This is a genomic window from Anaerotignum sp. MSJ-24 (assembly GCF_018918145.1).
Classification (GTDB): Bacteria; Bacillota; Clostridia; order Lachnospirales; family Anaerotignaceae; genus Metalachnospira.
This window is the reverse complement of record NZ_JAHLPX010000004.1, coordinates 137,102-161,996: the sequence shown is the minus strand read 5'-3', so window position 1 is coordinate 161,996 and position 24,895 is coordinate 137,102. Positions and strand designations below refer to the sequence as shown.

At 39.4% G+C, this 24,895-nt stretch carries 21 protein-coding genes; 1 reads left to right on the top strand and 20 read right to left on the bottom strand.

Annotated features, from left to right (window positions below):
- Positions 1-267: 267 nt before the first annotated feature.
- The 8 genes from KQI66_RS03980 to miaB are packed head-to-tail and all read right to left on the bottom strand — an operon-like array spanning position 268 to position 10,927.
- Positions 268-1,701, bottom strand: coding sequence for a D-alanyl-D-alanine carboxypeptidase family protein (locus KQI66_RS03980; RefSeq protein WP_216427381.1), 1,434 nt, complete (start codon positions 1,699-1,701; stop codon positions 268-270).
- A 13-nt stretch (positions 1,702-1,714) separates the two neighbouring features.
- Positions 1,715-3,004: a methionine gamma-lyase family protein gene (locus tag KQI66_RS03975; RefSeq protein WP_253287658.1), complete on the bottom strand. Its 1,290-nt coding sequence runs from the start codon at positions 3,002-3,004 to the stop codon at positions 1,715-1,717.
- Between the two features lie 35 nt (positions 3,005-3,039).
- Positions 3,040-3,462: a GNAT family N-acetyltransferase gene (locus KQI66_RS03970; RefSeq protein WP_216427380.1), complete on the bottom strand. Its 423-nt coding sequence runs from the start codon at positions 3,460-3,462 to the stop codon at positions 3,040-3,042.
- Between the two features lie 2 nt (positions 3,463-3,464).
- Positions 3,465-4,406 carry a tRNA (adenosine(37)-N6)-dimethylallyltransferase MiaA gene (miaA, locus tag KQI66_RS03965; protein WP_216427379.1) on the bottom strand — a complete coding sequence of 314 codons (942 nt, stop codon included), beginning with the start codon at positions 4,404-4,406 and terminating at the stop codon, positions 3,465-3,467.
- Positions 4,407-4,415: 9 nt separating this feature from the next.
- A complete protein-coding gene (gene mutL / locus KQI66_RS03960) occupies positions 4,416-6,395 on the bottom strand; it encodes a DNA mismatch repair endonuclease MutL (RefSeq protein WP_216427378.1) in 1,980 nt (659 codons plus the stop codon).
- 30 nt (positions 6,396-6,425) lie between these two features.
- The gene (gene mutS / locus KQI66_RS03955) at positions 6,426-9,047 is read right to left on the bottom strand and encodes a DNA mismatch repair protein MutS (protein WP_216427377.1); all 2,622 of its coding nucleotides are present in this window, start codon (positions 9,045-9,047) and stop codon (positions 6,426-6,428) included.
- Between the two features lie 49 nt (positions 9,048-9,096).
- Complete coding sequence (locus KQI66_RS03950; protein WP_216427376.1) at positions 9,097-9,489, bottom strand: YlbF family regulator; 393 nt, start codon at positions 9,487-9,489, stop codon at positions 9,097-9,099.
- A gap of 1 nt (position 9,490) precedes the next feature.
- On the bottom strand, positions 9,491-10,927 hold the full coding sequence (miaB, locus tag KQI66_RS03945) for a tRNA (N6-isopentenyl adenosine(37)-C2)-methylthiotransferase MiaB (protein ID WP_253287657.1): 1,437 nt from the start codon (positions 10,925-10,927) through the stop codon (positions 9,491-9,493).
- A gap of 447 nt (positions 10,928-11,374) precedes the next feature.
- Between miaB and KQI66_RS03940 the strand changes: the two genes are divergently transcribed.
- Positions 11,375-12,019 carry a YczE/YyaS/YitT family protein gene (locus KQI66_RS03940; RefSeq protein WP_216427374.1) on the top strand — a complete coding sequence of 215 codons (645 nt, stop codon included), beginning with the start codon at positions 11,375-11,377 and terminating at the stop codon, positions 12,017-12,019.
- Between the two features lie 77 nt (positions 12,020-12,096).
- Here the strand turns inward: KQI66_RS03940 and KQI66_RS03935 are convergent, their stop codons facing one another.
- From KQI66_RS03935 to KQI66_RS03880, 12 genes are all read right to left on the bottom strand, one after another.
- A complete protein-coding gene (locus tag KQI66_RS03935) occupies positions 12,097-14,208 on the bottom strand; it encodes a polyribonucleotide nucleotidyltransferase (RefSeq protein WP_216427373.1) in 2,112 nt (703 codons plus the stop codon).
- A gap of 246 nt (positions 14,209-14,454) precedes the next feature.
- Positions 14,455-14,721 carry a 30S ribosomal protein S15 gene (gene rpsO / locus KQI66_RS03930; RefSeq protein WP_216427372.1) on the bottom strand — a complete coding sequence of 89 codons (267 nt, stop codon included), beginning with the start codon at positions 14,719-14,721 and terminating at the stop codon, positions 14,455-14,457.
- Between the two features lie 111 nt (positions 14,722-14,832).
- Positions 14,833-15,810: a bifunctional riboflavin kinase/FAD synthetase gene (locus KQI66_RS03925; protein WP_216427371.1), complete on the bottom strand. Its 978-nt coding sequence runs from the start codon at positions 15,808-15,810 to the stop codon at positions 14,833-14,835.
- Positions 15,811-15,822: 12 nt separating this feature from the next.
- A complete protein-coding gene (gene truB / locus KQI66_RS03920; protein ID WP_253287656.1) occupies positions 15,823-16,734 on the bottom strand; it encodes a tRNA pseudouridine(55) synthase TruB in 912 nt (303 codons plus the stop codon).
- Position 16,735: 1 nt separating this feature from the next.
- The gene (locus tag KQI66_RS03915) at positions 16,736-17,692 is read right to left on the bottom strand and encodes a DHH family phosphoesterase (RefSeq protein ID WP_216427369.1); all 957 of its coding nucleotides are present in this window, start codon (positions 17,690-17,692) and stop codon (positions 16,736-16,738) included.
- Positions 17,685-18,065, bottom strand: coding sequence for a 30S ribosome-binding factor RbfA (gene rbfA, locus KQI66_RS03910; RefSeq protein ID WP_216427368.1), 381 nt, complete (start codon positions 18,063-18,065; stop codon positions 17,685-17,687). Before rbfA ends, KQI66_RS03915 begins: the two co-directional genes overlap by 8 nt.
- Positions 18,066-18,088: 23 nt before the next feature.
- Positions 18,089-20,509 (bottom strand): translation initiation factor IF-2, encoded by a 2,421-nt coding sequence (infB, locus tag KQI66_RS03905; protein WP_216427367.1) that lies wholly within the window; start codon positions 20,507-20,509, stop codon positions 18,089-18,091.
- A 40-nt stretch (positions 20,510-20,549) separates the two neighbouring features.
- Positions 20,550-20,852, bottom strand: coding sequence for a L7Ae/L30e/S12e/Gadd45 family ribosomal protein (locus tag KQI66_RS03900; RefSeq protein WP_216427366.1), 303 nt, complete (start codon positions 20,850-20,852; stop codon positions 20,550-20,552).
- Positions 20,845-21,117 carry an RNase P modulator RnpM gene (rnpM, locus tag KQI66_RS03895; protein ID WP_216427365.1) on the bottom strand — a complete coding sequence of 91 codons (273 nt, stop codon included), beginning with the start codon at positions 21,115-21,117 and terminating at the stop codon, positions 20,845-20,847. Before rnpM ends, KQI66_RS03900 begins: the two co-directional genes overlap by 8 nt.
- 24 nt (positions 21,118-21,141) lie before the next feature.
- Positions 21,142-22,332: a transcription termination factor NusA gene (nusA, locus tag KQI66_RS03890; protein WP_216427364.1), complete on the bottom strand. Its 1,191-nt coding sequence runs from the start codon at positions 22,330-22,332 to the stop codon at positions 21,142-21,144.
- Positions 22,333-22,378: 46 nt separating this feature from the next.
- Positions 22,379-22,849, bottom strand: coding sequence for a ribosome maturation factor RimP (gene rimP, locus KQI66_RS03885; RefSeq protein WP_216427363.1), 471 nt, complete (start codon positions 22,847-22,849; stop codon positions 22,379-22,381).
- A 509-nt stretch (positions 22,850-23,358) separates the two neighbouring features.
- On the bottom strand, positions 23,359-24,774 hold the full coding sequence (locus KQI66_RS03880) for a sigma-54 interaction domain-containing protein (protein ID WP_216427362.1): 1,416 nt from the start codon (positions 24,772-24,774) through the stop codon (positions 23,359-23,361).
- Between the last annotated feature and the right edge of the window lie 121 nt (positions 24,775-24,895).

Here is a 24,895-nt window from a genome sequence, read left to right as displayed (position 1 = left end):
CGGTCTGCGACCGCCGCATCTTTCTTTGCGGTTCACTGGTCAAAGCATTTTGCTACGCAAAACGGTCTGCGACCGCCCCGTTTTCTTCGGGGTGCATACTTTGCGGTTCATTGTTTTGATTCAAACTTCTGATAAATCACATCTAAAGAATGTAGCTTTATTTTATATTTTAAAGAGGTTCATAGTGTTATACAGAATCCTATAATTTTTAAAAAATATAACATATAAAAATGCGTTCCAACTTTATGTTAAGAACGCATTTCTGTTTTATCTGTATTTATTATATTTGTCTCTGTCGCCTCTTCTGCGGCGTTTTTTCGCATTTATTCTGCTTGTATCATATTTTCCTCTACTTGAATAATTTCCTTTTATTTTATATCTGTTTTTACGTTTATTTCTTAAAATAAGAATAACTATGACAATCAGAATAACAACAATAACAGCAATACCGTATTTTATATTTCCGGCAGAAAAGACCTTAGTAAAAAAAGCTTTTATGTAGTAAGCCGAAGTATTAAATATATTTGCCTTACCTACATCTCTTGTTGCATAAGCATCAGCCTGTCCGATAACCTCTCCGTTAAGTAAAAACTCCAATGTAGCTACTTTATCGCCTTGCTTGACAGGTGCCTCTATTGTTTCACCGCCATTGTCATTTACTACCTTTGTTTCTACCGAAGCAGCCTCCTCAGCCGTAAGATATTCACTCAAATCCTCATTTATAGATATATCAAGCGTATCACCTTTCAGTCGGTTATGTCCCGTAAGCTGTGCAGTTGCAACAACTCCAGCCTGTCTGTATACAGTCATATCATATTTTTCAAATGCCCATTCAAACAGCGCTTTTGCATCGTTCCAGCGTCCCGGATCTTCCGAATTCATTATTATCGCAATAAGATTTTCATTTCCGTTTGTTGCCGACGCCGCAAGACAATCGCCTGCCTGGTCCGTAAAACCTGTTTTTATTCCTGTTGCATACTTATAATAATCCGCACCGTTTGTAATAAGGTTATTGTGGCTGTACCATGTATGCTCAACGGTTTTTCCGCTTACATTATATTTCTGCTTTCCGGCACTGTTTCCCGAAAACTTTGTTTCTGCCGCAACAGTCTTTATTATGTCATATTTCATTGCCGCCTGTGCAATCAGTGACATATCATATGCAGAAGTATAATGATTATCATTATGGTATCCATGAGGATTTACGAAATTTGAATCCGTACAGCCAAGCTCCTTGGCTTTCTCGTTCATAAGTCCGGCAAAATACTGCTCAGCCTCCGAATAGGAAACTTCTTTGCCAAGATTCTTCTTTGCAACAGCTGAGGCCGCCGCAGCTGCAACATCGTTTCCGGAAGGTATAATCAAGCCTCTTATAAGATTTTCAACCGTCATTATCTCTCCGTATTCAAGTCCTGCAACACTGGAATCCCATGGAATTTCGTTTATCGAAGAATCAACGGTTATTGTTTCGTTTAAATCCATGTTGTCAAGCACAACCATTGACGTAAGCATTTTGGTCATACTTGCCGGATACATCTTCTGATGTGAATTTTTTTCATAAAGCACTCTGCCTGTGTCTGCATTGATAAGCACCGCACTTGCCGCATTTACGCTCGGAGTATCTGTGGCGGCAAACGCCGTTGATGCAACCAATGCCGCCAGCATAAGTGCCATCGCAACAGCTTTTTTTAATATTTTCATCTTATACCGCCTTTCAGATTAAGCCCTTATCCTTCATAGTCTGAAGACCGATCATTATTCCTATTTTTGCATGGTGCCAGCTAAGACCGCCCTGCATATAAACAATATACGGAGGCTTTATAGGTGCGTCCGCACTAAGCTCTATTGATGCTCCCTGTATAAATGCTCCTGCCGCCATTATAACATCGCTGTCATAGCCGGGCATTGCCCAAGGCTCCGGAGTTACATAGCTGTCAACCGGTGCTCCCTTCTGTATTCCTTCACAGAAAGCTATTACCTTTTCGGCTGAATTCATTTTGATAGACTGCACTATATCCGCACGCTTAACATCCGATGACGGAAGAACGTCATAACCGAGGTTTTCAAAAAGTTTTGCCGCAAACATAGCTCCCTTTACACTGCCGTTTACTACCTGAGGTGACATAAAAAAGCCCTGTATAAGCGATTTTGTAACGCCGAGAGTTGCTCCTACCTCTCTTCCCATACCGGGAACTGTAAGTCTGTAAGCCGCATTATCTACATATTCTTCTTTTCCGGCTATATATCCGCCTATCGGTGCAAGACCGCCGCCGGGATTTTTTATAAGAGAACCGACGCAAAGGTCTGCTCCGACATCTGTCGGTTCGGTCATCTGCACAAACTCACCGTAGCAGTTGTCTACCATACATATTACATCGGGACGAATTTCCTTTATGAAAGCTATAAGCTCACCTATTTTTTCAACCGTAAAGGATTCACGCCAAGCATATCCCCTTGAACGCTGTATTTCAACAAGCCTTATTTTCGGATTTGCAAGAGCCGATTTTATTTCCTTATAATCAAATGAACCGTCCGGAAGAAGCTCTGTCTGGCTGTATGTAATTCCGAATTCCGCAAGTGAGCCTTTTTCCTTTCGTATTCCAATAACTCCCTGTAACGTATCATAAGGCAATCCTACCGGAGAATATATTTCGTCGCCCGGTCTTAAATTTCCCGCAAGTGCAACCGTAAGTGCATGTGTTCCGGAAATAACCTGCGGTCTTACAAGGCAGGCTTCCGTATGGAAAACATCGGCATATATTTTTTCAAGTGTATCTCTTCCAACATCGTCATAGCCATATCCGGTTGTACCGTTAAAGTGAACCTCCGCAAGCCTGTTTTTCTGCATTGAACTGAGTACCTTATACTGGTTATATTCTGTTATTTTGTCAGCCTCGAGAAACTTGTCCGCAAGCTCACTTTCCGCTTTTTCGGCAAGCTCCATTATATCGTCGGAGATTTTATAAGTATCTCTCAAGAAGCCTTTAAGCATTTTATCGTACATTTTCTTCTCCTATACTAAATCTTTTGTGCTAAGTTTTATATTTCAATAAGCATACCATATCCGTATTTGTTGTTCGGAAGCTTTTCAAAGCCGAATTTACCGTAAAAATCCTCTTTTCCCGGATTTGCATAAAGACTGCATGCTATCCTTACACCTTCGACAGCATTTTTCTTAAGATAGTCTATTGCATTTTCTATCAATATTCCGCCTATTCCAAAGCCTTGATAATCCGGGTGTACGATAACATCAGTTATATATGCGTCCGTACCGAAATCAAAAAGAATTCTGGTCAAACCGATATATTTTCCTTCATATTCAACAGCAACAACAGCCGACGTGTTCTTTAAAACCTTTTCTGCCTGCTGTTCGGTCAATTTCTGAAAATTTACCGATTCCCTTAAATTACAGAAATCCTTTACGGGTATAGTATTTTTAATTAAAATCTTTTCTTTATCCATTTTCAGCCTTCTATGATTTTCTTTGTTTTAAGCTCATCAAGCATTATTTCCAACGCTTTGTCCTTAGAAAGTGTTCCCATATCAAGCCACGTTCCGTTGGTCTGACCTCTGAACCACGTCAGCTGTCTTTTTGCAAAGCGTCTTGTGTATTTCTTTATATCGTCTACAACCTGCTCCAAAGATATTTCACCGTTAAAATACGGTATAAATTCTTTATATCCAAGGCCCTGCATACTTACAAGCTCAGGTGAATATCCCATTTCAATGAGCTTTCTTACCTCCTGCTCAAGACCGTTGTTCATCATAATATCTACACGAAGATTTATTCTTTCATAAAGCTTTTCCCTGTCCATGTTCAGCACAAAAAACGCAAGATTATATGGTGTTTCCTTTTCCTTTGCATTTTTGTTATGCTCAGACATCTTTTCACCTGTCAGCCTGTAATATTCCAATGCTCTGGCTACTCTTTTAATATTGTTGTGATGAATATTTGCGGCATATTCCGGATCAACCTCCGCAAGCATTGCATGGAGCTTTTCCGCTCCTTCGTTTTCGGCAACGGCGTACAGCTCTTTTCTTATCTCCGATTCCTCTTCTTCGGAAAAATCATTGTCATAAACAAGTGCATTTATATAAAAGCCTGTTCCACCAACAATTATCGGAATATGACCTCTTGAATATATTCCTTCCATATACTGCTTTGCCTTCTGCTGGAACAGCATAACATTATATTCCTCATCGGGATAAAGCTCATCAACAAGATAATGCGGTATTCCTCGCATTTCTTCTTTTGTAACCTTTGCCGTACCGATGTCCATATATTTATAAACCTGCATTGAATCGCCCGATATTATCTCTCCGCCGATTTTTTCGGCAAGGTCAATAGAAATGTCGGTCTTTCCGCAGGCAGTCGGTCCTGCTATAACTATCAGAGGTTTTTTCATTTTTACCACCTACTGTATACGTTTAAATTTCTTTTCAAGCTCATATTCTGTCATTTCTATTATTGTCGGTCTGCCATGAGGGCAGTTGAACGGATTTTCAAGAGTTAAAAGCCTTTTTATCATTTCTTCGGCCTCACTAACGCTTATGTAATCTCTTGCCTTTACCGCCGCTTTGCAGGCCATTGTCGCAATGCTCAAAAGCTTTGAGTCATATACATTAGCCATTTTTTCGGTATTTATCATGTCAAGCATGTCCGTTAAAAAGGCTGAATCTGCCGGTTTATCGAATATGTAAGGAACTGCCGACATATACCATTCATTATCCTTTTCGGAAAGCTCAAAGCCGAATTTTTCAAAAAGCTCCTTGTTTTCATCAAGTATATTTTTCTCTGTTTCGCTCAGAACAAGGTGCTCGGCATCAAAAAGCTTCTGGCTTACCATTGTTCCATTTTTGAACTTATCGGAAAATTCCTCAAACAATATTCTTTCATGTGCCGCATGCTGGTCGATTACAAAAATGCTCTTGTTCTGCTCAACAATCCAGTATGTTCCGAATATCTGGCCGACTATTCTGTAATTATCGAAAAACGGCTTGCTCTCGTCATATGTCTTTGTTTCCGAAATTTCATTAAGTTCGGAAAGCTCAACATTATCAAGCTTTTTAGTATATCCCGATGTGTCGTATTTCCGGTGCTCTTCCTTTACTCCCGTAGGTTCATCGGCTTTTCCGAGAAGAATACTTCCGTTCAACTTTTCAGCCTCACTTAATCCGCTTGAAAGCTTATTCATATAGCCTAATGCTTCACTTCTTAAGTCTGCCGATTTTTTAGGTTGATTGTCAAAAACCTTTTTTCCATCGAAATAAGGCTCGGCAATGTCAATTACTGACTTGCTTTCGCTTTCCTTTTGTGTAATTAAAGGCTCTTCCGTAACATTCTTTTCTTTAAATTCCTTTACTTCAATAGACGGCTTGCTTTCCCAATCCGCTGTTTTTATCAATATTTTATCCTTAAATGTCTTTACAATACTGTTATAAACGAAATTATAAACCGCATCATCATCTCTGAAACGTACTTCAAGCTTAGCCGGATGTACATTCACGTCAACCAGTGACGGATCAATGCTCAGTTCCATGACATACACCGGAAACTTACCTATCATAAGTCTTGTTTTGTATGCCTCTTCCGCGGCATTTGCAACAACATCACTCTTTATATATCTTCCGTTTATAAAAAGATTCTCATAGGTGCGGTTTGCCCTTGAAAGCTCCGGTTTGCCTATAAGTCCTTTGAGCTTCATTTCCTTATCGTTTGATGAAAGCTCAAGCATTTTTGTTGCCGCATCTTTTCCGTAGACATGGAACATAGCCGTTTTAAGGTCATTGTTTCCCGATGTCTGTATTATGGTAGTGTTATTATTTATATATTTAAACGCTACCTCCGGATGACCGAGTATAAATTTGTTTACTATATCGGATATATAACCGCTTTCGGTTGCCGGTTTTTTAAGGAATTTTCGTCTTGCCGGAACATTATAAAAAATATCCTCAATTGTTATTGTCGTTCCGTCGGCGGCACCGCATGGTTTAATTTCTTCGAGTATTCCGCCGTTTATTCTTATTCTTGTTCCAAGTTCACTGTCCCTTGTTTTTGTGACCATTTCCGCTTTGGAAACCGCCGCAATGCTGGCAAGTGCCTCACCTCTGAAGCCGAGCGAAAATACGCTTTCGAGATCCTCAACAGCCGAAATTTTGCTTGTTGCGTGTCTTAAAAACGCAGTCTTAACCTGGTCTGCCGGAATGCCGCTACCGTCATCGGTTATTCGGATAAAGGTTGTGCCTCCGTCCTTTATTTCTATCGTAATATTTCCCGCTCCGGCATCAATGGCATTTTCCACAAGCTCCTTTATAACAGAGCTTGGTCTTTCCACAACCTCTCCGGCGGCAATTTTGTTTATTGTATTGTTATCGAGAAGTTTTATCTGATTCAAAATATCCGCTTCCTTCATTTACATTACATTTTACATACCCTTTGTTTTATTCTGAAGATCAAACAAAACCTGTAATGCCTGTATCGGTGTAAGCGACATAACATCAATTTTGTTTATCTCATCAATAATCTGTGTTTCTTTCATATTGAACATATCAAGCTGCATTGCCGTTTCTTCCTCTGCCTTTTGTGCCTCGTCGGCAAGCTTTTTGGTTTTCTTGGTTATGTCTGCGGCATTCAGCTTTTTGAGAATTACATTTGCTCTTTTTATAACCTTCTGAGGCAGTCCGGCAAGCCTTGCAACCTGTACACCGTAGCTGTGGTCTGCACCGCCTCTTTTTATCTTTCTTAAGAATATAATATCTTCGCCCTGTTCCTGTACCGTTATGCAATAATTCTTTACGCCGGAAAGCTTTCCTTCCAGCTCGGTAAGCTCATGGTAATGAGTCGCAAACAATGTTTTTGCACCTATCTGCTTTTTGTCCGCAATATATTCCATAACTGCCCATGCAATGGAAAGTCCGTCAAAGGTACTTGTTCCTCGTCCTATTTCGTCAAGTATAAGCAGACTTTTCTTTGTTGCATTATTAAGAATATTGGCAACCTCGGTCATTTCAACCATAAATGTAGACTGTCCGGACGCAAGGTCATCGGACGCACCTACTCTTGTAAATATTCTGTCGCATACACCAATTTCCGCATACGACGCCGGAACAAAAGAACCAATCTGTGCCAGAAGCGTTATAATCGCAGTCTGACGCATATATGTGGACTTACCTGCCATGTTCGGGCCTGTAATTATAAGCAGTCTGTTGTCCTCATTATCAAGATAAACGTCATTGGCAATAAATCCATCCGACATCATCTTTTCGACAGAAGGGTGTCTTCCGTCTTTTATGTTTATTACATCACCGTCGTTTACTATCGGCTTTACATAATTCTGTGTCTGTGCGGCATCAGCAAGCGACTGAAGTGCGTCTATAAGTGCAGAAATGTATGCCGTAAACTGAATTCTGTCTACCTGTGATGCAACGCTTTCCCTTACCCGGCAGAACATATCATATTCCATCTGAATACGTTTTTCGTCAGAACCGAGTATAAGCTCCGCAAGCTTTTCAAGCTCGGTCGTTGTATATCGTTCTGTATTTGAAAGCGTCTGTTTTCTTATATAATAATCGGGAACCTGTCCAATATAAGATTTTGATACCTCTATATAATAGCCAAAAACCTTATTGTAATTAATTCTAAGCGTTTTTATGCCTGTTTTTTCCTTCTCATTTGCTTCAAGCTCCTTTATCCATTCGGAGCCTTTTTCCTTTGCCTGAAAAAGTGTGTCCAGTTCATTTGAATAACCGTGCTTTATCATTCCGCCTTCTCTCACCGTAAACGGAGGATCGTCGGTAATGGCACTGTTTATCAGATTAAACACATCTTCAAGCGTATCCATTTCATCAAATATTTCCTGTGAATATGTACTTTTCAATCTTCCTATAATTTTTTTAAGCTCAGGAAGATTTTCAATGGAATCTCTCAATGCCACAAGCTCTTTGGCATTTGCCGTTTTGTATACTATACGGCTCATTATTCTTTCAAAATCGTGCATAGTCGAAAGAACATCCTTTATTTCCTCACGTGTAAATAAATCGTCCTTAAGCTCTTCGACCGCATCAAGTCTTTTATTTATATCGGCTGAATTTATGAGCGGCTGTTCCACCCATTTTCTGAGAAGTCTTGCTCCCATAGCCGTTTTTGTTTTGTCAATAACCCAGAGAAGAGAGCCTTTTCTGTTCTTTTCTCGCATTGTTTCGGTAAGCTCAAGATTTCTTCTTGTGTTTGCGTCAAGAAGCATAAAATCATTTGCCGAATAAAGCTTAATCTTACTTATATGCTCAAGCTTATTTTTCTGCGTTTCATTCAGATAATCCAGTAATGCACCGCTGGCACATACAGAAAATCTCTTTCCGTCAAGTCCCAAGCCTTCAACACCGAGAGTACCGAAATGTCTGCATATGGCCTTGACCGCATTTCTGTAATCAAACTGTGAATTTTCTGATACCGTAAGTCTTAAATTTAAAATCCGGCTAATTTTATCAGCACATTCACTTTTTGAAAACTTTTCGTTTATTATTATTTCAGCCGGCATAAATCTTGCCGTTTCATCATAAAGCTTTTCCTCCGCATTTGCGGAAATAAACTCTGCCGTCTGAAATTCTCCCGTTGTAACATCGCATACCGCAATGGCATAACCGTTTTCATCACCGTAAAGCGACATAATGTAATTGTTTTTGTTTTCGTCAAGAACATCCTTATCAATGACTGTTCCCGGAGTAACAACTCTTATTACATCTCGCTTTACAAGTCCTTTTGCCGCTTTCGGATCTTCCACCTGTTCACAAATGGCTACCTTATAGCCCTTTTTTACAAGCTTGTCAATATATCCATCCGCAGAATGAAAAGGAACACCACACATGGGTGCCCTTTCCTTCTGTCCCCAGTCCTTGCCTGTCAATGTCAGACCAAGCTCTCTGGAACCAATTTTTGCGTCCTCAAAAAACATTTCATAAAAATCACCAAGTCGAAAAAGCAAAAGACAATGTCTGTATTTATTTTTTATTTCAAAATATTGTTCCATCATTGGTGTTACTTTTGCCATTTATATCCCCTTCTCAATCATTTTTATGCACTATGTTTTTGTTTACCGATTAGTGGCAGCCTCCGCATGTTCCGCATGAACCTGAGCAACCGCCGTTTTCGGGTGCAATTTCGTTCTGAACAGCATTTGTTATAATACCGAAAATGCTTGTCATATATTCATTGAATTCGCTTTCAGCCTTATAAAGCTCACCTGCTGTACCCTGCTCTTTGATAGCATTGTTAAGCTTATTGATGTCTAAATAGAACTGATCCTTTTCTTCATCTGTAACCTCTTCTGAAGCAAGTCTTGCCTGGAAACGGTTCTGCATATCTACATAATCCTGAACCATTTTCTGTGCCTCAAAATCAGCCTCATAAGCTTTTTTAGCCTTGATAAGTCTCTGAGCATATTCTGACTCGATAAGTTCATTTGATAATCTTCTTGCTAAATCTTCTACCATTTTATAACATCCTCTCTCCTATTAAATAGAATATCTTATTTTCTTTTATTTTAACGGGAACAATCTGACCGATAAGATCGGGATTGCCCTTAAAATGAACAAGTGAATTTCTTTCTGTACGACCCGTAAGCATTGTTTCATCCTGTCTGTTTATCTCTTCAACAAGGACATTTTCAACTGTTCCAACCATCGTTTCGCTTATTTTTTCAACTCCGGAGTTTACATGCTCAAGAAGTCTGTTAAAGCGTTCCTTCGTAACATCATCGGGAATCTGGTTTTCCATAACTGCCGCAGGCGTACCTGTTCTTTTTGAATATATAAATGTGAATGCGGTCGAATAACCAACCTTGTCCACAACATCAAGCGTTTCGAGAAAATCCTCTTCGGTTTCGCCGGGGAAACCGACAATAATATCTGTACTCAAAAGTATATCCGGTATTTCCTTTTTTATTTTTTCGACAAGCTCAAGATATTTTTCCTTAGTATATCTTCTGTTCATTGCCGTAAGCACCGCTGTACTTCCGGACTGCACCGGAAGATGCAGATAATTGCATACCTTATCGCAGTCACGCATTGCATATATAAGCTCGTCGGATAAATCCTTCGGATGAGAGGTCATAAAACGTATTCGTTCTATGCCGTCTATCTCGTTTATCATTCTCAAAAGCTCCGCAAATGTAACAGGCTTTTCAAGGTTTTTTCCATAGCTGTTTACATTCTGTCCGAGAAGCATAATTTCTTTTACGCCTTCTTTTGCCAATCCTCTTATTTCATTGAGAATATCCTCGGGCTTTCTGCTTCTTTCTCTTCCTCTTACATAAGGAACTATGCAATAGCTGCAAAAGTTGTTGCAGCCGTACATTATATTTACAGATGCCTTAAACGGAATTTTCCTTATGCTGTGGAAATCCTCCATTATTTCGCCCTGCTCCTGCCAAATATCGAAAATCGTATCTCCTGTTTCCATATTTGTAAGCATAAGCTCCGGAAGCTTATATATATTGTAAGTACCGAAAACAATATCAACATTTTTGAATGTTTTTCTTATTCTCTGTATTACAGTATCCTGCTGCATCATACAACCGCATATGGCAATTTTTATGTCCTTATTTATTTCTTTATAATGCTTAAGGTAGCCAAGTCTTCCATATACCTTTTCTTCTGCATTTTCTCTTATACAGCAGGTATTGTAAAGAACAAAGTTTGCCTCCTGCTCAACATCTGTATGCTCATAGCCCATTTCCGAAAGCATAAAGGAAAGCTTTTCCGAGTCATGTGCATTCATCTGACAGCCCATTGTAAGTATATAGTATTTTTTCTTTTTTCCTGTTTTTAAAGTATATTCGTCATTAATAGCACGAATTGTCTTTATAGCGTCCTCCTGTTTTTTTAGCTCCTCATCATGCAGAGCCGGAGAAGTTACGGTTCTTTCACTCAATGTAATTAACACCTCAAATATTTTTTCTTTAAATGTCCGTAAAAGCACATATTCGGACATTATCTTTAGATATGCTATTTTACAGTATAACACAGATAATTATTTAGCTCAATATTTTTTAAAATTATTTCATATTAAATTAATAGGAATTATTTAAACCTCTGTATTTACTGATTTTTTCTTTTTAAAACCGGCTTAATAATAAATTATTTACGACTTTAAACATAAATTGTCAGTCAAACCTTTTATTTTTACCAAACAGAGCCTTCCGTAAACCTTAAAAATCGAAAACATAACCAATATATATTATCTAAGCATTTATATATATTAATAAGCATAGGTATTGACAATATATCAAAGTATGCTACAATGTAAATTCTTGTTGAAGAAGGCAAGGAGAAAGAAGGAATAAATATGAACAAAATCCTTAAAAATCAGTTTAATTTAATGTTTAAGAAAAGTTTTTTAGCAAAACGTATTGCTATGGTTCTTATTTCATCTGTCATTATCGGTTTTTCGCTTTCACTGCTCAACATAGTACAGTTCGGAACCGATGCCTGCTCACTGCTTAATCTTGGACTTTCCAATAAATTCGGAATAAGCTTTGGTACGGCGCAGCTTTTGGTGAATATAATATTCTTTGCGTTTATAATCCGCTCAGATGTTTCACAAATCGGTATAGGAACACTCGCCAATATGTTAATTGTCGGATATTCCATGGATTTATTTACCGCAATGTATTCCGACAGCTTTGTTGCCGCAATACAGTCATCAACAGCAACAAGAATTGCCGTACTTATACCGGTAATGATTATTTTTATAATAGCCGCCGCATTATATATGTCAGCCGACCTCGGTGCCGGAGCTTATGATGCAATGCCTTTTATAATATCAAAGAAAACATCAAAATTATCCTTCAGCACAATAAGAATATTATGGGACATTGCCGCAGCGGCAATCGGCTTTGCTCTCGGTGCAAAAATCGGAGCAATCACTGTTATCTCTTCTCTTATGCTCGGACCTGTTATCCAGACTGTCGGACGTTTTGTAAAAGCAAGAGTTTTCAGCTCGGATTATCATTACGCAATTTAATACCGTCAGACACAAAAGGTTCTCCTGTCAAAACCGGCAGGAGAACCTTTTTTATATACATATAATAGTCTATTTAATTATTTGTCTGCGTCCTTGATTGAAAGGTTAAGTCTGCCCTGTGCGTCAATCTCAAGAAGCTTAACTCTTACCTTGTCGCCTACGTTTACAACGTCTTCAACCTTAGCTGTTCTCTTTTCGGCAAGCTTGGAGATGTGTACAAGACCTTCTTTACCGGGTGCAATCTCAACAAAAGCACCAAATGTCATAAGTCTTGTTACTGTTCCTTCATATGTCTTGCCGGGTTCGGGATCAAGTACAATAAGGTTAATCATATCAATAGCCTTCTGGATATTTTCTGTGCTTGTACCCTTAATGTAAATCTTACCGTCGTCCTCAGTATCGATACTGCACTGTGAATCTTCGATAATCTTCTTGATAACCTTTCCGCCCTTACCGATAACAGCGGCAATCTTGTCTACATCAATAGTCATTGTTGCCATCTTGGGAGCATAAGGTGAAAGCTCTTTTCTCGGTTCGGGTATAGCCTTGAGCATTACTTCATCAAGAATATAGTTTCTTGCTCTGTGTGTCTGTGCAAGAGCCTGCTCAATGATTTTGAATGTAAGACCATGTATCTTCATATCCATCTGGATAGCTGTAATACCTTCTTTTGTTCCGGCAACCTTGAAGTCCATATCTCCGAAGAAGTCCTCAAGTCCCTGAATGTCTGTAAGCATTACGAAATCATCATCGTTGTCGCCTGTTACAAGGCCGACCGAGATACCTGCAACGGGACGTTTGATAGGTACGCCTGCCGCCATAAGAGAAAGTGTACTGCCGCAGATACTTGCCTGTGATGTTGAACCGTTTGAGCTCATAATGTCAGATACAAGTCTGATTGCATAAGGGAATTCCTCTTCGCTGGGAATAACGGGAAGAAGAGCTCTTTCCGCAAGAGCACCGTGTCCGATTTCACGTCTGCCGGGACCTCTTGATGTCTTAGCCTCGCCTGTTGAATATCCGGGCATATTGTAATGGTGGATATATCTCTTTGAAACCTCTGATGTATCAAGACCATCAAGACGCTGGATTTCGCTCATAGCGCCGAGTGTTGTAACTGTAAGAGCCTGTGTCTGGCCTCTCTTGAAGAGTGCTGAGCCATGTGTTCTGGGAAGAATATCAACTTCGGCAGAAAGCTCTCTTATTTCTTCAAGTCCACGGCCATCGGGACGTTTGTGCTCTCTTAAAATCATTCTTCTTACAGTCATCTTTTCAAACTTATAGATTGTTTCATCAATAAGTGCTTCAATGTCTGTATCTTCGTCTACAAGTGCCGCAATGGCATCTGTAAGCTCTTCGTTTACTTTAGCTGTGATTTCTCTTATAGCAAGATCTCTTTCCTGCTTAAGCTCTTTGTAAACTGCTGTTTCCATTGCTTCGTCTGTGATGAATTCCGAAATGAGCTTATATACATCTTCGGGAATAACGTGCTCTGTATATTCCTGGAGAGCTTTTCCTTCTTTTTCATGGATTGAATTGATGAAGTCGATAACGCTTCCGTTTACCTCATGTCCGAGCTTGATAGCCGCAAGCATTACATCATCGGGAATTTCGTCTGCGCCTGCTTCAATCATCATAACCTTGTCTTTTGTTGATGAAACAGTAAGGTTAAGCTTGCTTGTTTCTCTCTGCTCAGCATTAGGGTTAACAACAAATTCGCCGTCACAGTATCCTATACTTACAGATGAAACTGTATCTGTGAAAGGAATATCGGAAATAATAAGTGCCGCAGATGCACCGATCATAGCCGCAACCTCAGGAGCGCAGTCCTGATCAACAGACATTACTGTTGCAACGATAGCAACGTCGTTTCTGTAATCCTTGGGGAAAAGCGGACGAAGAGGTCTGTCTATACATCTTGATGTAAGTATAGCCTTCTCGCTCGGTCTGCCTTCTCTTTTTATAAAGCCTCCGGGAATTTTACCTACCGAATAAAGTCTTTCCTCGTAGTCAATGCTTAAAGGGAAGAAATCAATACCATCTCTGGGCTTTTCAGATGCTGTTGCTGTTACGAGAACCACTGTGTCGCCGTAACGAACGAGAACCGCACCGTTTGCCTGCTCTGCAACTCTACCGATTTCCATAGAGAGTGTACGTCCTGCAAGTTCCATTGAATATGTTCTGTACATTGTTTATCTCCTTTTCATAAATTATTTTTTATTTTAAGAAGCACTCTGTAACCCACATAAACATGACTGTGTTAAACCATAACACCATAAAACAGACGGTAACAGCAATATTTATCATCTCTTTTATGGTGTCATCAGCAACATAAAACATAAGCTGTAACTAATTTATGTGAGAAACATAACTTCCGAAAACCGTTTCCAAAAATAATAGAGAGGACAAGTCCTCTCTATTACAAGTTGTCAAAATTACTTTCTTAAGCCTAATTCGCTGATAAGAGCACGGTATCTTTCGATGTCTTTATCCTTAAGGTAGTTTAATAAGCCTCTTCTCTGGCCTACCATCTTAAGAAGACCTCTTCTTGAATGATGATCTTTCTTATGCTCTTTAAGATGCTCTGTAAGAAGGTCAATTCTTGCTGTAAGGAGAGCTACCTGAACCTCAGGTGAACCTGTGTCGTTAGGTGTTCTGCCGTATTTTTCGATGATTTCCTGTTTGTTGATAGTTGCTTTCATTTTAAAATCCTCCTGAATAAATATAATATTATCGCCCAAGACTAAGCCGAGGTCGGAGTGTCCATCCGCTGAGTCAAGGTTATCAACTTTTGTATTGTATCACAGTCAGCCTTATTTTTCAACTGTTTTATAGGCTTTCTCAAAATTTTCTTTCCAATAACTGTATTCATCGGATGCAAAATAATCCTTTGAGCTTTGTGCGTCACGCAGTATCTGCTTACTTAATTCTTCAACACTGCCAAACTTTCTTTCATCTCTTATCCATTTAAAGAAATATGTTGTTATTTCTTCACCGTATATAGATTCGTCAAAGTCAAAAAGATTTGTTTCAACCGTCTTATGGTCACCGGAAACCGTAGGATTATATCCTACATTTGTAACGCTGTAATACACTTTATTTTTGAAAACTGTTGCTGTTGCATAAACTCCATTGGGCGGAAAAAGCTTATCGGGATGCGCAAGAATATTTGCGGTAGGAAAACCTATCGTTCTTCCTATTCTCTTGCCTTTCTCAACCCTTCCGACAATAAAATACGGCTCTGTAAGAAGTCTGTCCGCACAATCAATATCTCTGTTTAAAATACACTCTCTTATGCGTGTACTGCTTACTCTGCTGCCTTCGTAAATTACCTTAGGAATAAATACGGTTTTAACTCCGTATTCCTTACCAAGCTTTTCGAGAAGCTTATCGTCGCCCTTCTGCTTGCTGCCGAAATGATAATCATATCCGACAACAACCACCTTACTGCGTAATCTTTCAAAAAGCAGTTTTATGGCAAAATCCTCCGGCGACATTGATGCAAACTCTCTGTCAAACGGGTATTCGATATATGTATCAACGCCCATTTTTTCCATTGTTATGCACTTTTCCTCCGGCGACATTATGAGTGCCGCATTTTTTCTGTCACCGAAAACAAACATCGGATGCGGATTGAATGTAAGCACAACAAGCTTAAGCGAAAGCTTTTCCGCATATTCCTTAGCTGTTTCGATAAGCTTTCTGTGTCCCATATGGACACCGTCAAAATTTCCAATGGTAACAACAGTATCAACCGTCTGATCTATGTCAGTGCTTGTTATGTGTTCCATAGTTAAATCTCCTTAAAGCATAAGTCGGACAGGTTTTATAAAAGTGCTGTCCTTTGTTTCGTCATAATAATAGCTGTAAATTCCGACAAGCTTGTTTTCACAGTCATAGCCGAGAACCGTTTCGCCTATTTTCGGTTCTTCTCCGTCAAAGCTGAGCCTGTTTTTATATATTTTTCCGCCGTTATAGAGATACTTATTTGCGGATTTTGCAACAAAAAGCTTTTTATAATCCGTAAGCACATCATCACAGGGAATAATATATTTTTCCGCATTTCCTTCGGCGGCGGCATTTTTAAACTCATCAAGCTTTACAGCATTTTCAAGCTTAAATCTTCCTGTTGAGGTTCTTGTAAGCTCTGCCATATAAGCTCCCCAGCCAAGCTTTCTGCCGATGTCGAAGCAAAGCGATCTTATATATGTTCCTTTTGAGCAGTCAATATCTATAACCGCTCTGTCGGGAGGCATTATATCCACTATTCTTATGTCGTAAATAGTTATTTTTCTTTTTTTACGCTCTATCTCCTTGCCTTCTCTTGCAAGCTCATAGAGCTTTTTTCCGTTTACTTTTATAGCTGAATACATTGGCGGAAGCTGTTCCTGCTCGCCTATAAAGCTTTTAACAGCCTCAATAAGCCTGCTTTCATCAAAATCATACTCAAACCTCTGTGTGATTTCTCCGCTGCCGTCCTGTGTTGTTGTTTCAGCACCGAAAGCCATAACGGCACGGTAGCTTTTTCTTTCAGCCATTATATAATCGGCAAGCTTTGTTGCCGAACCGATACATACCGGAAGCACACCTTCCGCATCGGGATCAAGAGTGCCGGTATGACCTACTTTTTTTATGTTCAATGTCTTTCTGACAATCGCAACAACGTCATGCGAGGTATATCCTTTTTCCTTGTAAACATTAATTACTCCGTCCAATTTATACCTCCAGAGCCTTCTTAAGCTCATCAATAACACCGGGCATAACTTCGTCAAATGCTCCGAAAAGCGTACAGCCGCTTGCTCTTACATGACCGCCGCCGCCGAACTTCTTTGCTATCTCGCATACATCAACTGCCTCATCGGAACGAAGACTTGTTTTTATTTCACCGGGCTTTTTCTCATAAAAGAATGCCGCCGCATTTACGTTATCAATATTTTTAATAAACGGAATTATACTGTCAACATCCTTCGGTGTTCCTCCACAGCCTTCTATTTCTTCAAGGGAAAGCTTGGAATATGCAAGTCTGCCGTTACATTCAAATTTAAGTCCTTTAAGCGCCTTTGAAAGCAGCTTGACCTCTGTCTGCGAGCGTAAATAAAACATATCCTCCTGTATTTTTGTAAACGGAATGTTATATGTCATAAGCTCACCGGCAATCTTCATTGTAAACGGACTTGTTGACGAATGCTTGAAACAGCCTGTGTCAAAAAGTATTCCGGTATAAAGCGCATATGCAATATTTTTATCTATACTGCACCAGCCGTCAAACAATCTGTATACAAGCTCACAGGTTGATGATGCGTCACCGTCAACATAATTGAGATTTCCGAAATAAGTATTGCTTACGTGGTGGTCAATATTTATTGTATACGTGCTTTTCAAAAGCTCTGCCGTTTTTCCGAGTCTGCCTTCATCACCACAGTCGAGAGATATAAACAAATCAAACTCACCGTTTGGTGTATCATGCACAAGTTTATCCGAATACGGAATATTTTTGAGCTTGTCCTGTATTTCTTCAAGAAAAACAGTTACATTTTTATTTTTCTTAACCAATGCCATTGCCAAAGCACAGCATGAGCCAACGGCATCGCCGTCGGGACTTATATGTCCCGCAACGGCAATGTTTTCCGCTGAATCTATATGTTCTCTTATTTCTTCAAAACTGTTATTCAAGCGGCTCACCTTCTCCTACCGGAGGTTCCTTGCTTATCTGATCAATAAGCTTAGACATTTTTATACTGTATTCAACCGAGTCATCAAGCTTGAATATAAGCTCCGGAGTAACTCTTAGGTTAATTCTTTCCGCAAGAAGATGTCTTATAAAGCCTGCCGCATTTTTAAGACCTTTCATTGCATTTGCCTTTTCCTCATCATTTCCGAGAACACTTATATATACCTTGCAGTATTTTAAATCCTGTGTTGTTTCAACACGAAGAACAGATGTCATAACTCCTATTCTCGGATCCTTAAGCTCTCCTCTGATGATATTAGCCATTTCCTTTGCTATTTCATCATTGACTCTTGTCATTCTGTTATTATTTTTCATTAAAACTCACCTGCCCAATTAAATTATCTGGGTACTTCAACCATAATGAAGGCTTCTACAATGTCGCCTTCCTTGATGTCATTGAATTTCTTGAATACAAGACCACATTCATAGCCTGTATTTACTTCCTTAACATCATCTTTAAATCTCTTAAGTGATTCTATCTCACCTTCATAAACAACTACATTGTCACGAAGAATTCTTGCCTGTGCATTTCTCTGGAATTTACCGTCAAGCACATAGCTTCCGGCAATAACGCCGACACCTGATGCTTTGAAAAGCTGACGTACCTCTGCATGACCGATAACCTTTTCCTCGTATACGGGATCAAGCATACCCTTCATAGCGGCTGTAATGTCTTCAATAGCATTGTAGATAACTCTGTAAAGTCTTACGTCTACCTTTTCTTCATCGGCAAACGCCTTAGCTGAAGGCTCGGGACGTACATTGAAACCGATTATTATAGCATTTGATGCAGTTGCAAGCATAACGTCTGATTCTGTTATGGCACCTACACCGCCATGGATAATTCTAATTCTTACTTCATCGTTAGAAAGCTTTTCAAGGCTCTGCTTTACAGCCTCAACCGAGCCCTGAACGTCAGCCTTAACAACAATATTAAGCTCTTTTACGTTACCGGACTGAATCTGGTTAAAGAGGTCGTCAAGAGATACCTTTTGAGGTGTGTCCTTAAGCATATCCTTTCTTGACTTAGCTATAACCGACTCGGCAAGCTGTCTTGCCTGTTTTTCATTAGCCGCAACATAGAAGGTTTCTCCGGCAGCAGGGACCTCTGAAAGGCCGAGAATTTCAACAGGCTTTGAAGGGCCTGCTTTTTTAACTCTTCTGCCCTTATCGTCCATCATAGCACGGATTTTGCCGTAAGCTGCTCCGGCAACGATAGGATCACCTACATTAAGTGTACCTTCCTGTACAAGTACTGTTGCAACAGGTCCACGGCCCTTATCAAGCTGTGCCTCGATAATAGCACCTCTCGCAGGCTTGTTTGGATTAGCCTTAAGCTCCTTCATTTCTGCTGTAAGGATAATCATTTCAAGGAGTGTATCAATACCTTCCTTTGTCTGTGCTGATACGGGAACACAGATTGTTTCACCGCCCCAATCCTCTGCAACAAGACCGTATTCAACAAGCTCCTGTTTAACTCTGTCGGGATTTGCGGAAGGCTTATCTATCTTGTTGATAGCAACGATAACCTCAACTCCGGCAGCCTTTGCATGGTTGATAGCCTCTATTGTCTGAGGCATAACGCCATCGTCTGCGGCAACAACAAGAACGGCAATATCCGTAATCATTGCACCACGAAGACGCATTGCTGTGAATGCTTCATGTCCGGGAGTATCAAGGAAAGTAATAGGACTTCCGTTGATTTCTACTGTATAAGCACCGATGTGCTGTGTAATACCGCCGGCCTCACGGCTTGTTACATGGCTGTGTCTGATTGCGTCAAGAAGTGATGTTTTACCATGGTCAACGTGTCCCATAACAACAACAACAGGAGGTCTAGGCTCAAGAACAGATTCGTCCTCTTCTTCCTGCTTGAAGGCTTCTTCAAAAATATCTTTCTCAACTTCGGGCTCAAATATTACGTTATATTCTTCACCAACCGAAACCGCAGTGTCAAAATCAACTGTCTGGTTGATTGCAGCCATAATTCCCTTTTTCATAAGACACTTAACGATTTCTGCACCGGATTTACCGATTTTTTCGGCAAGCTCCTTAACAGTAAGTGTTTCGGGAATTTCCATTGTTCTGATTTCGTCCTCTTCGGGAGCTGCAACAGGTTCGGGCTTAGGAGCCTGATTCTGCTTATTATTTTTGTTCTTTCCGTTATTTTTATTATTGTTGTTATTGTTGTTATTGTTCTTATTATTTTTGTTGTTATTGTTGCGGTTGTTGTTGAAACCGTTATTATTGTTGTTATTGTTATTATTCTTGTTTTTATTTTTATTGTTGCCGTTATTTACGTTGGCATTTGAACCGTTGTTCTTCTGCTGTCCGTCATTTCTCTGGTTAGAACCGTTTGATCTGTTGTCGTTTCTGTTGTCATTTCTGTTCTGCTGATTGTTTCCGTTCTGACCGTTCTGTCCGTTTTTCTTGGGCTGGTCATTTTTTACAAACTGGTTTCTGTTATTGTTCTGGTTATTCTTCTGATTTCTGTTGCTATTATTGTTATTGCCGTTATTATTGTTGTTATTCTTAGGCTGTTCAGCCTTTTTTGCCTCTGCGGGAGCGGCAGGTTTTTCCTCAGCTTTTTTCTCTTCCTTTTTAGGAGCTAAAAGCTCAGTAACCTTTTCAATGGTTGCATCATCAATAGATGCCATATGGTTGCTTACCTCAACGCCGATACCTTTAAGCTTATCTATTAAATCCTTATTGCTTATATTTAACTGTTTCGCTACTTCATATACACGTTTCTTAGCCAAATACTCCACCTCCATACTGATATTTCGGACATTCAGCCTTTTAGTTATTTAACATTTCAGCTATCTTTTTGGCAAATCCTTTATCATTGACCGTTAAAACCGATCTGTCGTCTTTGCCTATAGCCCTGCCCAATTCCGATTTTTCTCCGACTGTTATTATATTTTTATGATAAAAAGCAGAAGAATCTGCAAATCTTTTCTTTGTATTATCCGATGCATCGTCTGCCACAATAATAAGCTCGGCACTTCCATCTCTTACTGCCGCAAGACAGCCGGTTTCTCCGCTTGAAAGCTTTCCGGCTCTCTGACACAGACCAAGCATCTGAAGAACCTTTTTATCCATTTAAGTTTTCAAGCTCCTCTCTGAGCTTATCATATACCTCTGCCGGTACAGCTGATTTAAAAGAGCGTTCAAGTCCTTTTGATTTTTTTGCTTTTTCAAGGCATTCGACATTGGGACATATATAAGCTCCTCTTCCGGCTTTCTTTCCCGTTGTGTCAACAGAAAACTCGCCTTCATCGCTTCTTACGATTCTTATAAGCTCTTTTTTGTTTTTCATTTCCTGGCATCCGGTACATTTTCTTAAGGGAATTTTTCTCTGTTTCATTTTCTCAGTTCCCACCTTTGAATTTTATTCTTCGGTTGTTTCGGCTGTTTCCTGATCTTCTGTTTCCGATACCTCAGCCTCGTCTGCTTCTGTTATTTCGTCCTCAAGCTCAATATCGTCCTCAGCCTTTGCAAGCTCCTCTTCGGGGAAGTTTCCGTCCTCTGTTATAAAGCCTGTTTCATAAGCCTGTGATTCACTCTTGATGTCGATTCTCCAGCCTGTGAGCTTAGCTGAAAGTCTTGCGTTCTGGCCTTCCTTTCCGATTGCAAGTGAAAGCTGCTGGTCGGGAACAACGATTCTTGCACTCTGTTCGTTGGGATTGATTGCGACTGCAACAACCTTTGAAGGACTGAGTGCCGCTGCGATAAATTCCTTAGGATCTTCACTCCAGTTGATAATATCAATCTTTTCTCCACCGAGCTCGCTTACGATTATATTTACACGACAGCCGTTAATACCTACGCATGCGCCTACCGCATCAACATTGGGATCCTTTGAGTAAACAGCAATCTTTGTTCTTGAGCCTGCTTCTCTCGCAATACTCTTGATTTCAACCGTACCGTCGAATACTTCGGGAACCTCCTGCTCGAAAAGACGTTTAACAAGCTCCGGATGTGTTCTTGAAACATAAATCTGAGGGCCTTTTGTTGTCTGCTTAACCTCAACAACGTATACCTTTATTCTGTCCATAAATTTGTACTGTTCACCGGGAATCTGTTCATTTGGTGCAAGAATTGCATCAATTTTTCCAATCTGAACAATAACATTCTTCTTTTCAATTCTCTGAACGATACCAATAACGATTTCTTTTTCCTTTGTAATGTACTGGTTGTAGAGAATTTCTCTTTCTGCCTCTCTGAACTTCTGTACAACAACCTGTTTAGCTGTCTGTGCTGAAATTCTTCCGAAGTTTTTAGGTGTTACGACAAAGTCAACCATATCGCCGAGCTTATAGCTTGGATTAAGTACATGAGCCTCTTCAAGGCTGATCTGAAGCTGAGGATCCTCAACCTCTTCAACAACCTCTCTCTGTGCATATACATCAATATTCCCTGTTTCTCTGTCCATTACTACTTTAATATTCTGAGATGTTCCAAAATTCTTTTTACATGCAGATACAAGAGAACTTTCAATAGCTTCAAAAATAACCTCTTTATCTATTCCCTTTTCCTTAACAATTTCATTTAAGGCCTGCATAAATTCGGCACTGTCCATTTTTTACAAATCCTCCTTACTGTTGTGCTTACCGTCTGTTTTATGTTTAAAAGATAACCGCAAGTCTTATGCCTGCTATCTCTTTTTTTGTAAATGCAATATTTTTATCGTCAACCTCAATGGTTACTGTTCCGTCGTTTTCGTCATATCCTACAAGCTTTCCGGTATATTCCTTTGAACCTTCATACGGCTTATAAAGCTTAACGTCAACCATTTCACCGTTATACTTAATAAAATCTTCTTTTTTCTTAAGTGGTCTGTCAATACCAGGAGAACTGATTTCAAGGAAATAAGCCTGCTCGATAGGATCCTTTTCATCAAATATTTTTTCAAGAGTTTTGCTTACGGCCTCGCAGTCGTCAATAGTGACTCCGCCTTCCTTGTCGATAAATATTCTGAGATACCAATTCGGGCCTTCCTTAACAAATTCAACATCAACAAGCTCATAGCCCATTTCCGTTACAGTAGGCTGAATTAATTCCTCTATTCTTTTTTCGGTATTTGCTGATCCTGCCATATTCTGACCTCCTTTATAAAAACAAATTTAAGGCACCAAAAATTGTGTTTATTACAAAAGCAAAGAGTAGGTTTTCACCTACTCTTCTCACCAATGCCTATAAGTTACATATTTAGTATACCATTACGTCGGTATTATTGCAAGCTTTTGTATAAATTATTTTCCTTATACTGTATATCCGGAATTAATTGCAAACATAAAAAATTCGTACCAAATCGAATAGGTACGAATTTTTTATGTGCGATATACTTGAATTAATTATGGGTATTGGGGATTACCATTTATAATCTTAACGATACATCGCTTGCGTTTCACGCATTAATTATAAGGGTTATATAAATTAGGAAAATAATTATTCACGACATATGTATATGCTCATCTACATACAACATCATACATCGTGATTATTATAATATCACTTTTCCGAAAATTTTCAATCGACTTTTTACATAAAATATAATCTAATTCAATCAAAAATCTATACGTTTTTCATTAATCAAATTAATCTTTTATAATTTTATGTCATATTTCTCCTTGAATTTATCAATTTTTTTATACAATGCCGAACGGTGTATACCAAGCCTTTTGGCGGCTTCCGTCATCACTCCTTCACAGTCGTCGATGACGTGTCTGATATACTCTATCTCGTATCTGTCCATAACCTCTTTAAGTGGTATATTTTTCACCGTAATATTTTTTGAAATATTACTATTTGTAAATTTTATATTAACATCGGTCATACTATGTCTTATATTGTCATTTAGAACCGAGCTTACCTGACCTTCGGTAACAACATATCTTTCTATCTCGTTTTTCAGCTCCCTTATATTGCCAGGCCATGAATATTTTTTAAATTTATTTAAAACCTCCTCGGATATTTCCACATTGCGACCATACTTACGGTTAAATTCATTGAGAAAATGCTCACTCAACGCCTCAATATCCTCCGGTCTTTCCCTTAACGGCGGTATATTGACAGGAATTACGTTAAGTCTGTAATACAAATCCTCTCTAAAGGTCTTTTCGTCAACCATTTTAGTAAGATTTCTGTTTGTTGCCGCAATTATTCTTACATCGGTCTTTATTGTTTTGCTGCTGCCTATTCTTTTTACCTCTCCGCTTTCGAGAACACGTAAAAGCTTTGACTGGAGCGACAACGGCATTTCTCCAAGTTCATCAAGGAATATTGTTCCGTGGTCTGCCATTTCAAACAGACCGGCCTTTCCTTCCCTGTTTGCACCTGTGAACGAGCCTTTTTCATAGCCAAAGAACTCAGCCTCCATAAGCTCTGCCGGTATAGCCGCACAGTTAATCGGTATAAACGGCTTATTGCTTCTCATGCTGTTCTGGTGAACAAAATTAGCTAAAACCTCTTTACCGGTTCCGCTTTCACCATATATTGTTACGGTTGTATCGGTTCTTGCTACATTCAACAGCATTTTAAAAAGCCTTTCCATTTCCGGGCTTGAAGACACTATATTCTGACAAGCCATTTTTTCCTGTATATAAGATAATGTCTGCTGAATACTTATGTTTTTCTTGCGTTCCTCTTCAACATCATTCATTATTTCTCGCATAAGAGCTTCATCCTGGCTGAATACAACAACTCTGGTCACATTACCGCATTCGTCAAGTATGGGATTTGCAGAGCAGACCACATTAAGGCCTATTCTTGTTTTATATACGGAAAGCACTCTTTTTTTCTTACGTATTGCATCAAGTGCCACACTTTTATCATAATAGCCTTCCATTTCCATCTCCTGGCAGTTTTTGCCTGTAATATCATCAATGGTTGAGCCTACGGATTCTGCCGCACTTGCATTGGCATAAATAATTTTTCCTTTTCCGTCCACAACAAAAATATTGCCATAATAGTAATTCAGAAGTTCCTTTAATTCCTCGCCGTTAAAATACTCCGTCCCCATAAGCATCCTCCGTAAATTATACATTTTAAAAACCATGGGACTTTGTCCCATACCCTGAAACCCTTTAAAAAGGGTTTACCTAAACCTTATTAAAAATCATTTAAAAATGATTTTTGGGATT

Excerpts from the sequence above, each read along its gene's own strand:
- KQI66_RS03980 (WP_216427381.1), bottom strand. The coding sequence starts at position 1,701 with ATGAAAATATTAAAAAAAGCTGTTGCGATGGCACTTATGCTGGCGGCA.
- KQI66_RS03975 (WP_253287658.1), bottom strand. The coding sequence starts at position 3,004 with ATGTACGATAAAATGCTTAAAGGCTTCTTGAGAGATACTTATAAAATC.
- KQI66_RS03970 (WP_216427380.1), bottom strand. The coding sequence starts at position 3,462 with ATGGATAAAGAAAAGATTTTAATTAAAAATACTATACCCGTAAAGGAT.
- miaA (WP_216427379.1), bottom strand. The coding sequence starts at position 4,406 with ATGAAAAAACCTCTGATAGTTATAGCAGGACCGACTGCCTGCGGAAAG.
- mutS (WP_216427377.1), bottom strand. The coding sequence starts at position 9,047 with ATGGCAAAAGTAACACCAATGATGGAACAATATTTTGAAATAAAAAAT.
- KQI66_RS03950 (WP_216427376.1), bottom strand. The coding sequence starts at position 9,489 with ATGGTAGAAGATTTAGCAAGAAGATTATCAAATGAACTTATCGAGTCA.
- KQI66_RS03940 (WP_216427374.1), top strand. The coding sequence starts at position 11,375 with ATGTTTAAGAAAAGTTTTTTAGCAAAACGTATTGCTATGGTTCTTATT.
- KQI66_RS03935 (WP_216427373.1), bottom strand. The coding sequence starts at position 14,208 with ATGTACAGAACATATTCAATGGAACTTGCAGGACGTACACTCTCTATG.
- rpsO (WP_216427372.1), bottom strand. The coding sequence starts at position 14,721 with ATGAAAGCAACTATCAACAAACAGGAAATCATCGAAAAATACGGCAGA.
- KQI66_RS03925 (WP_216427371.1), bottom strand. The coding sequence starts at position 15,810 with ATGGAACACATAACAAGCACTGACATAGATCAGACGGTTGATACTGTT.
- rbfA (WP_216427368.1), bottom strand. The coding sequence starts at position 18,065 with ATGAAAAATAATAACAGAATGACAAGAGTCAATGATGAAATAGCAAAG.
- KQI66_RS03900 (WP_216427366.1), bottom strand. The coding sequence starts at position 20,852 with ATGGATAAAAAGGTTCTTCAGATGCTTGGTCTGTGTCAGAGAGCCGGA.
- rnpM (WP_216427365.1), bottom strand. The coding sequence starts at position 21,117 with ATGAAACAGAGAAAAATTCCCTTAAGAAAATGTACCGGATGCCAGGAA.
- nusA (WP_216427364.1), bottom strand. The coding sequence starts at position 22,332 with ATGGACAGTGCCGAATTTATGCAGGCCTTAAATGAAATTGTTAAGGAA.
- rimP (WP_216427363.1), bottom strand. The coding sequence starts at position 22,849 with ATGGCAGGATCAGCAAATACCGAAAAAAGAATAGAGGAATTAATTCAG.
- KQI66_RS03880 (WP_216427362.1), bottom strand. The coding sequence starts at position 24,774 with ATGGGGACGGAGTATTTTAACGGCGAGGAATTAAAGGAACTTCTGAAT.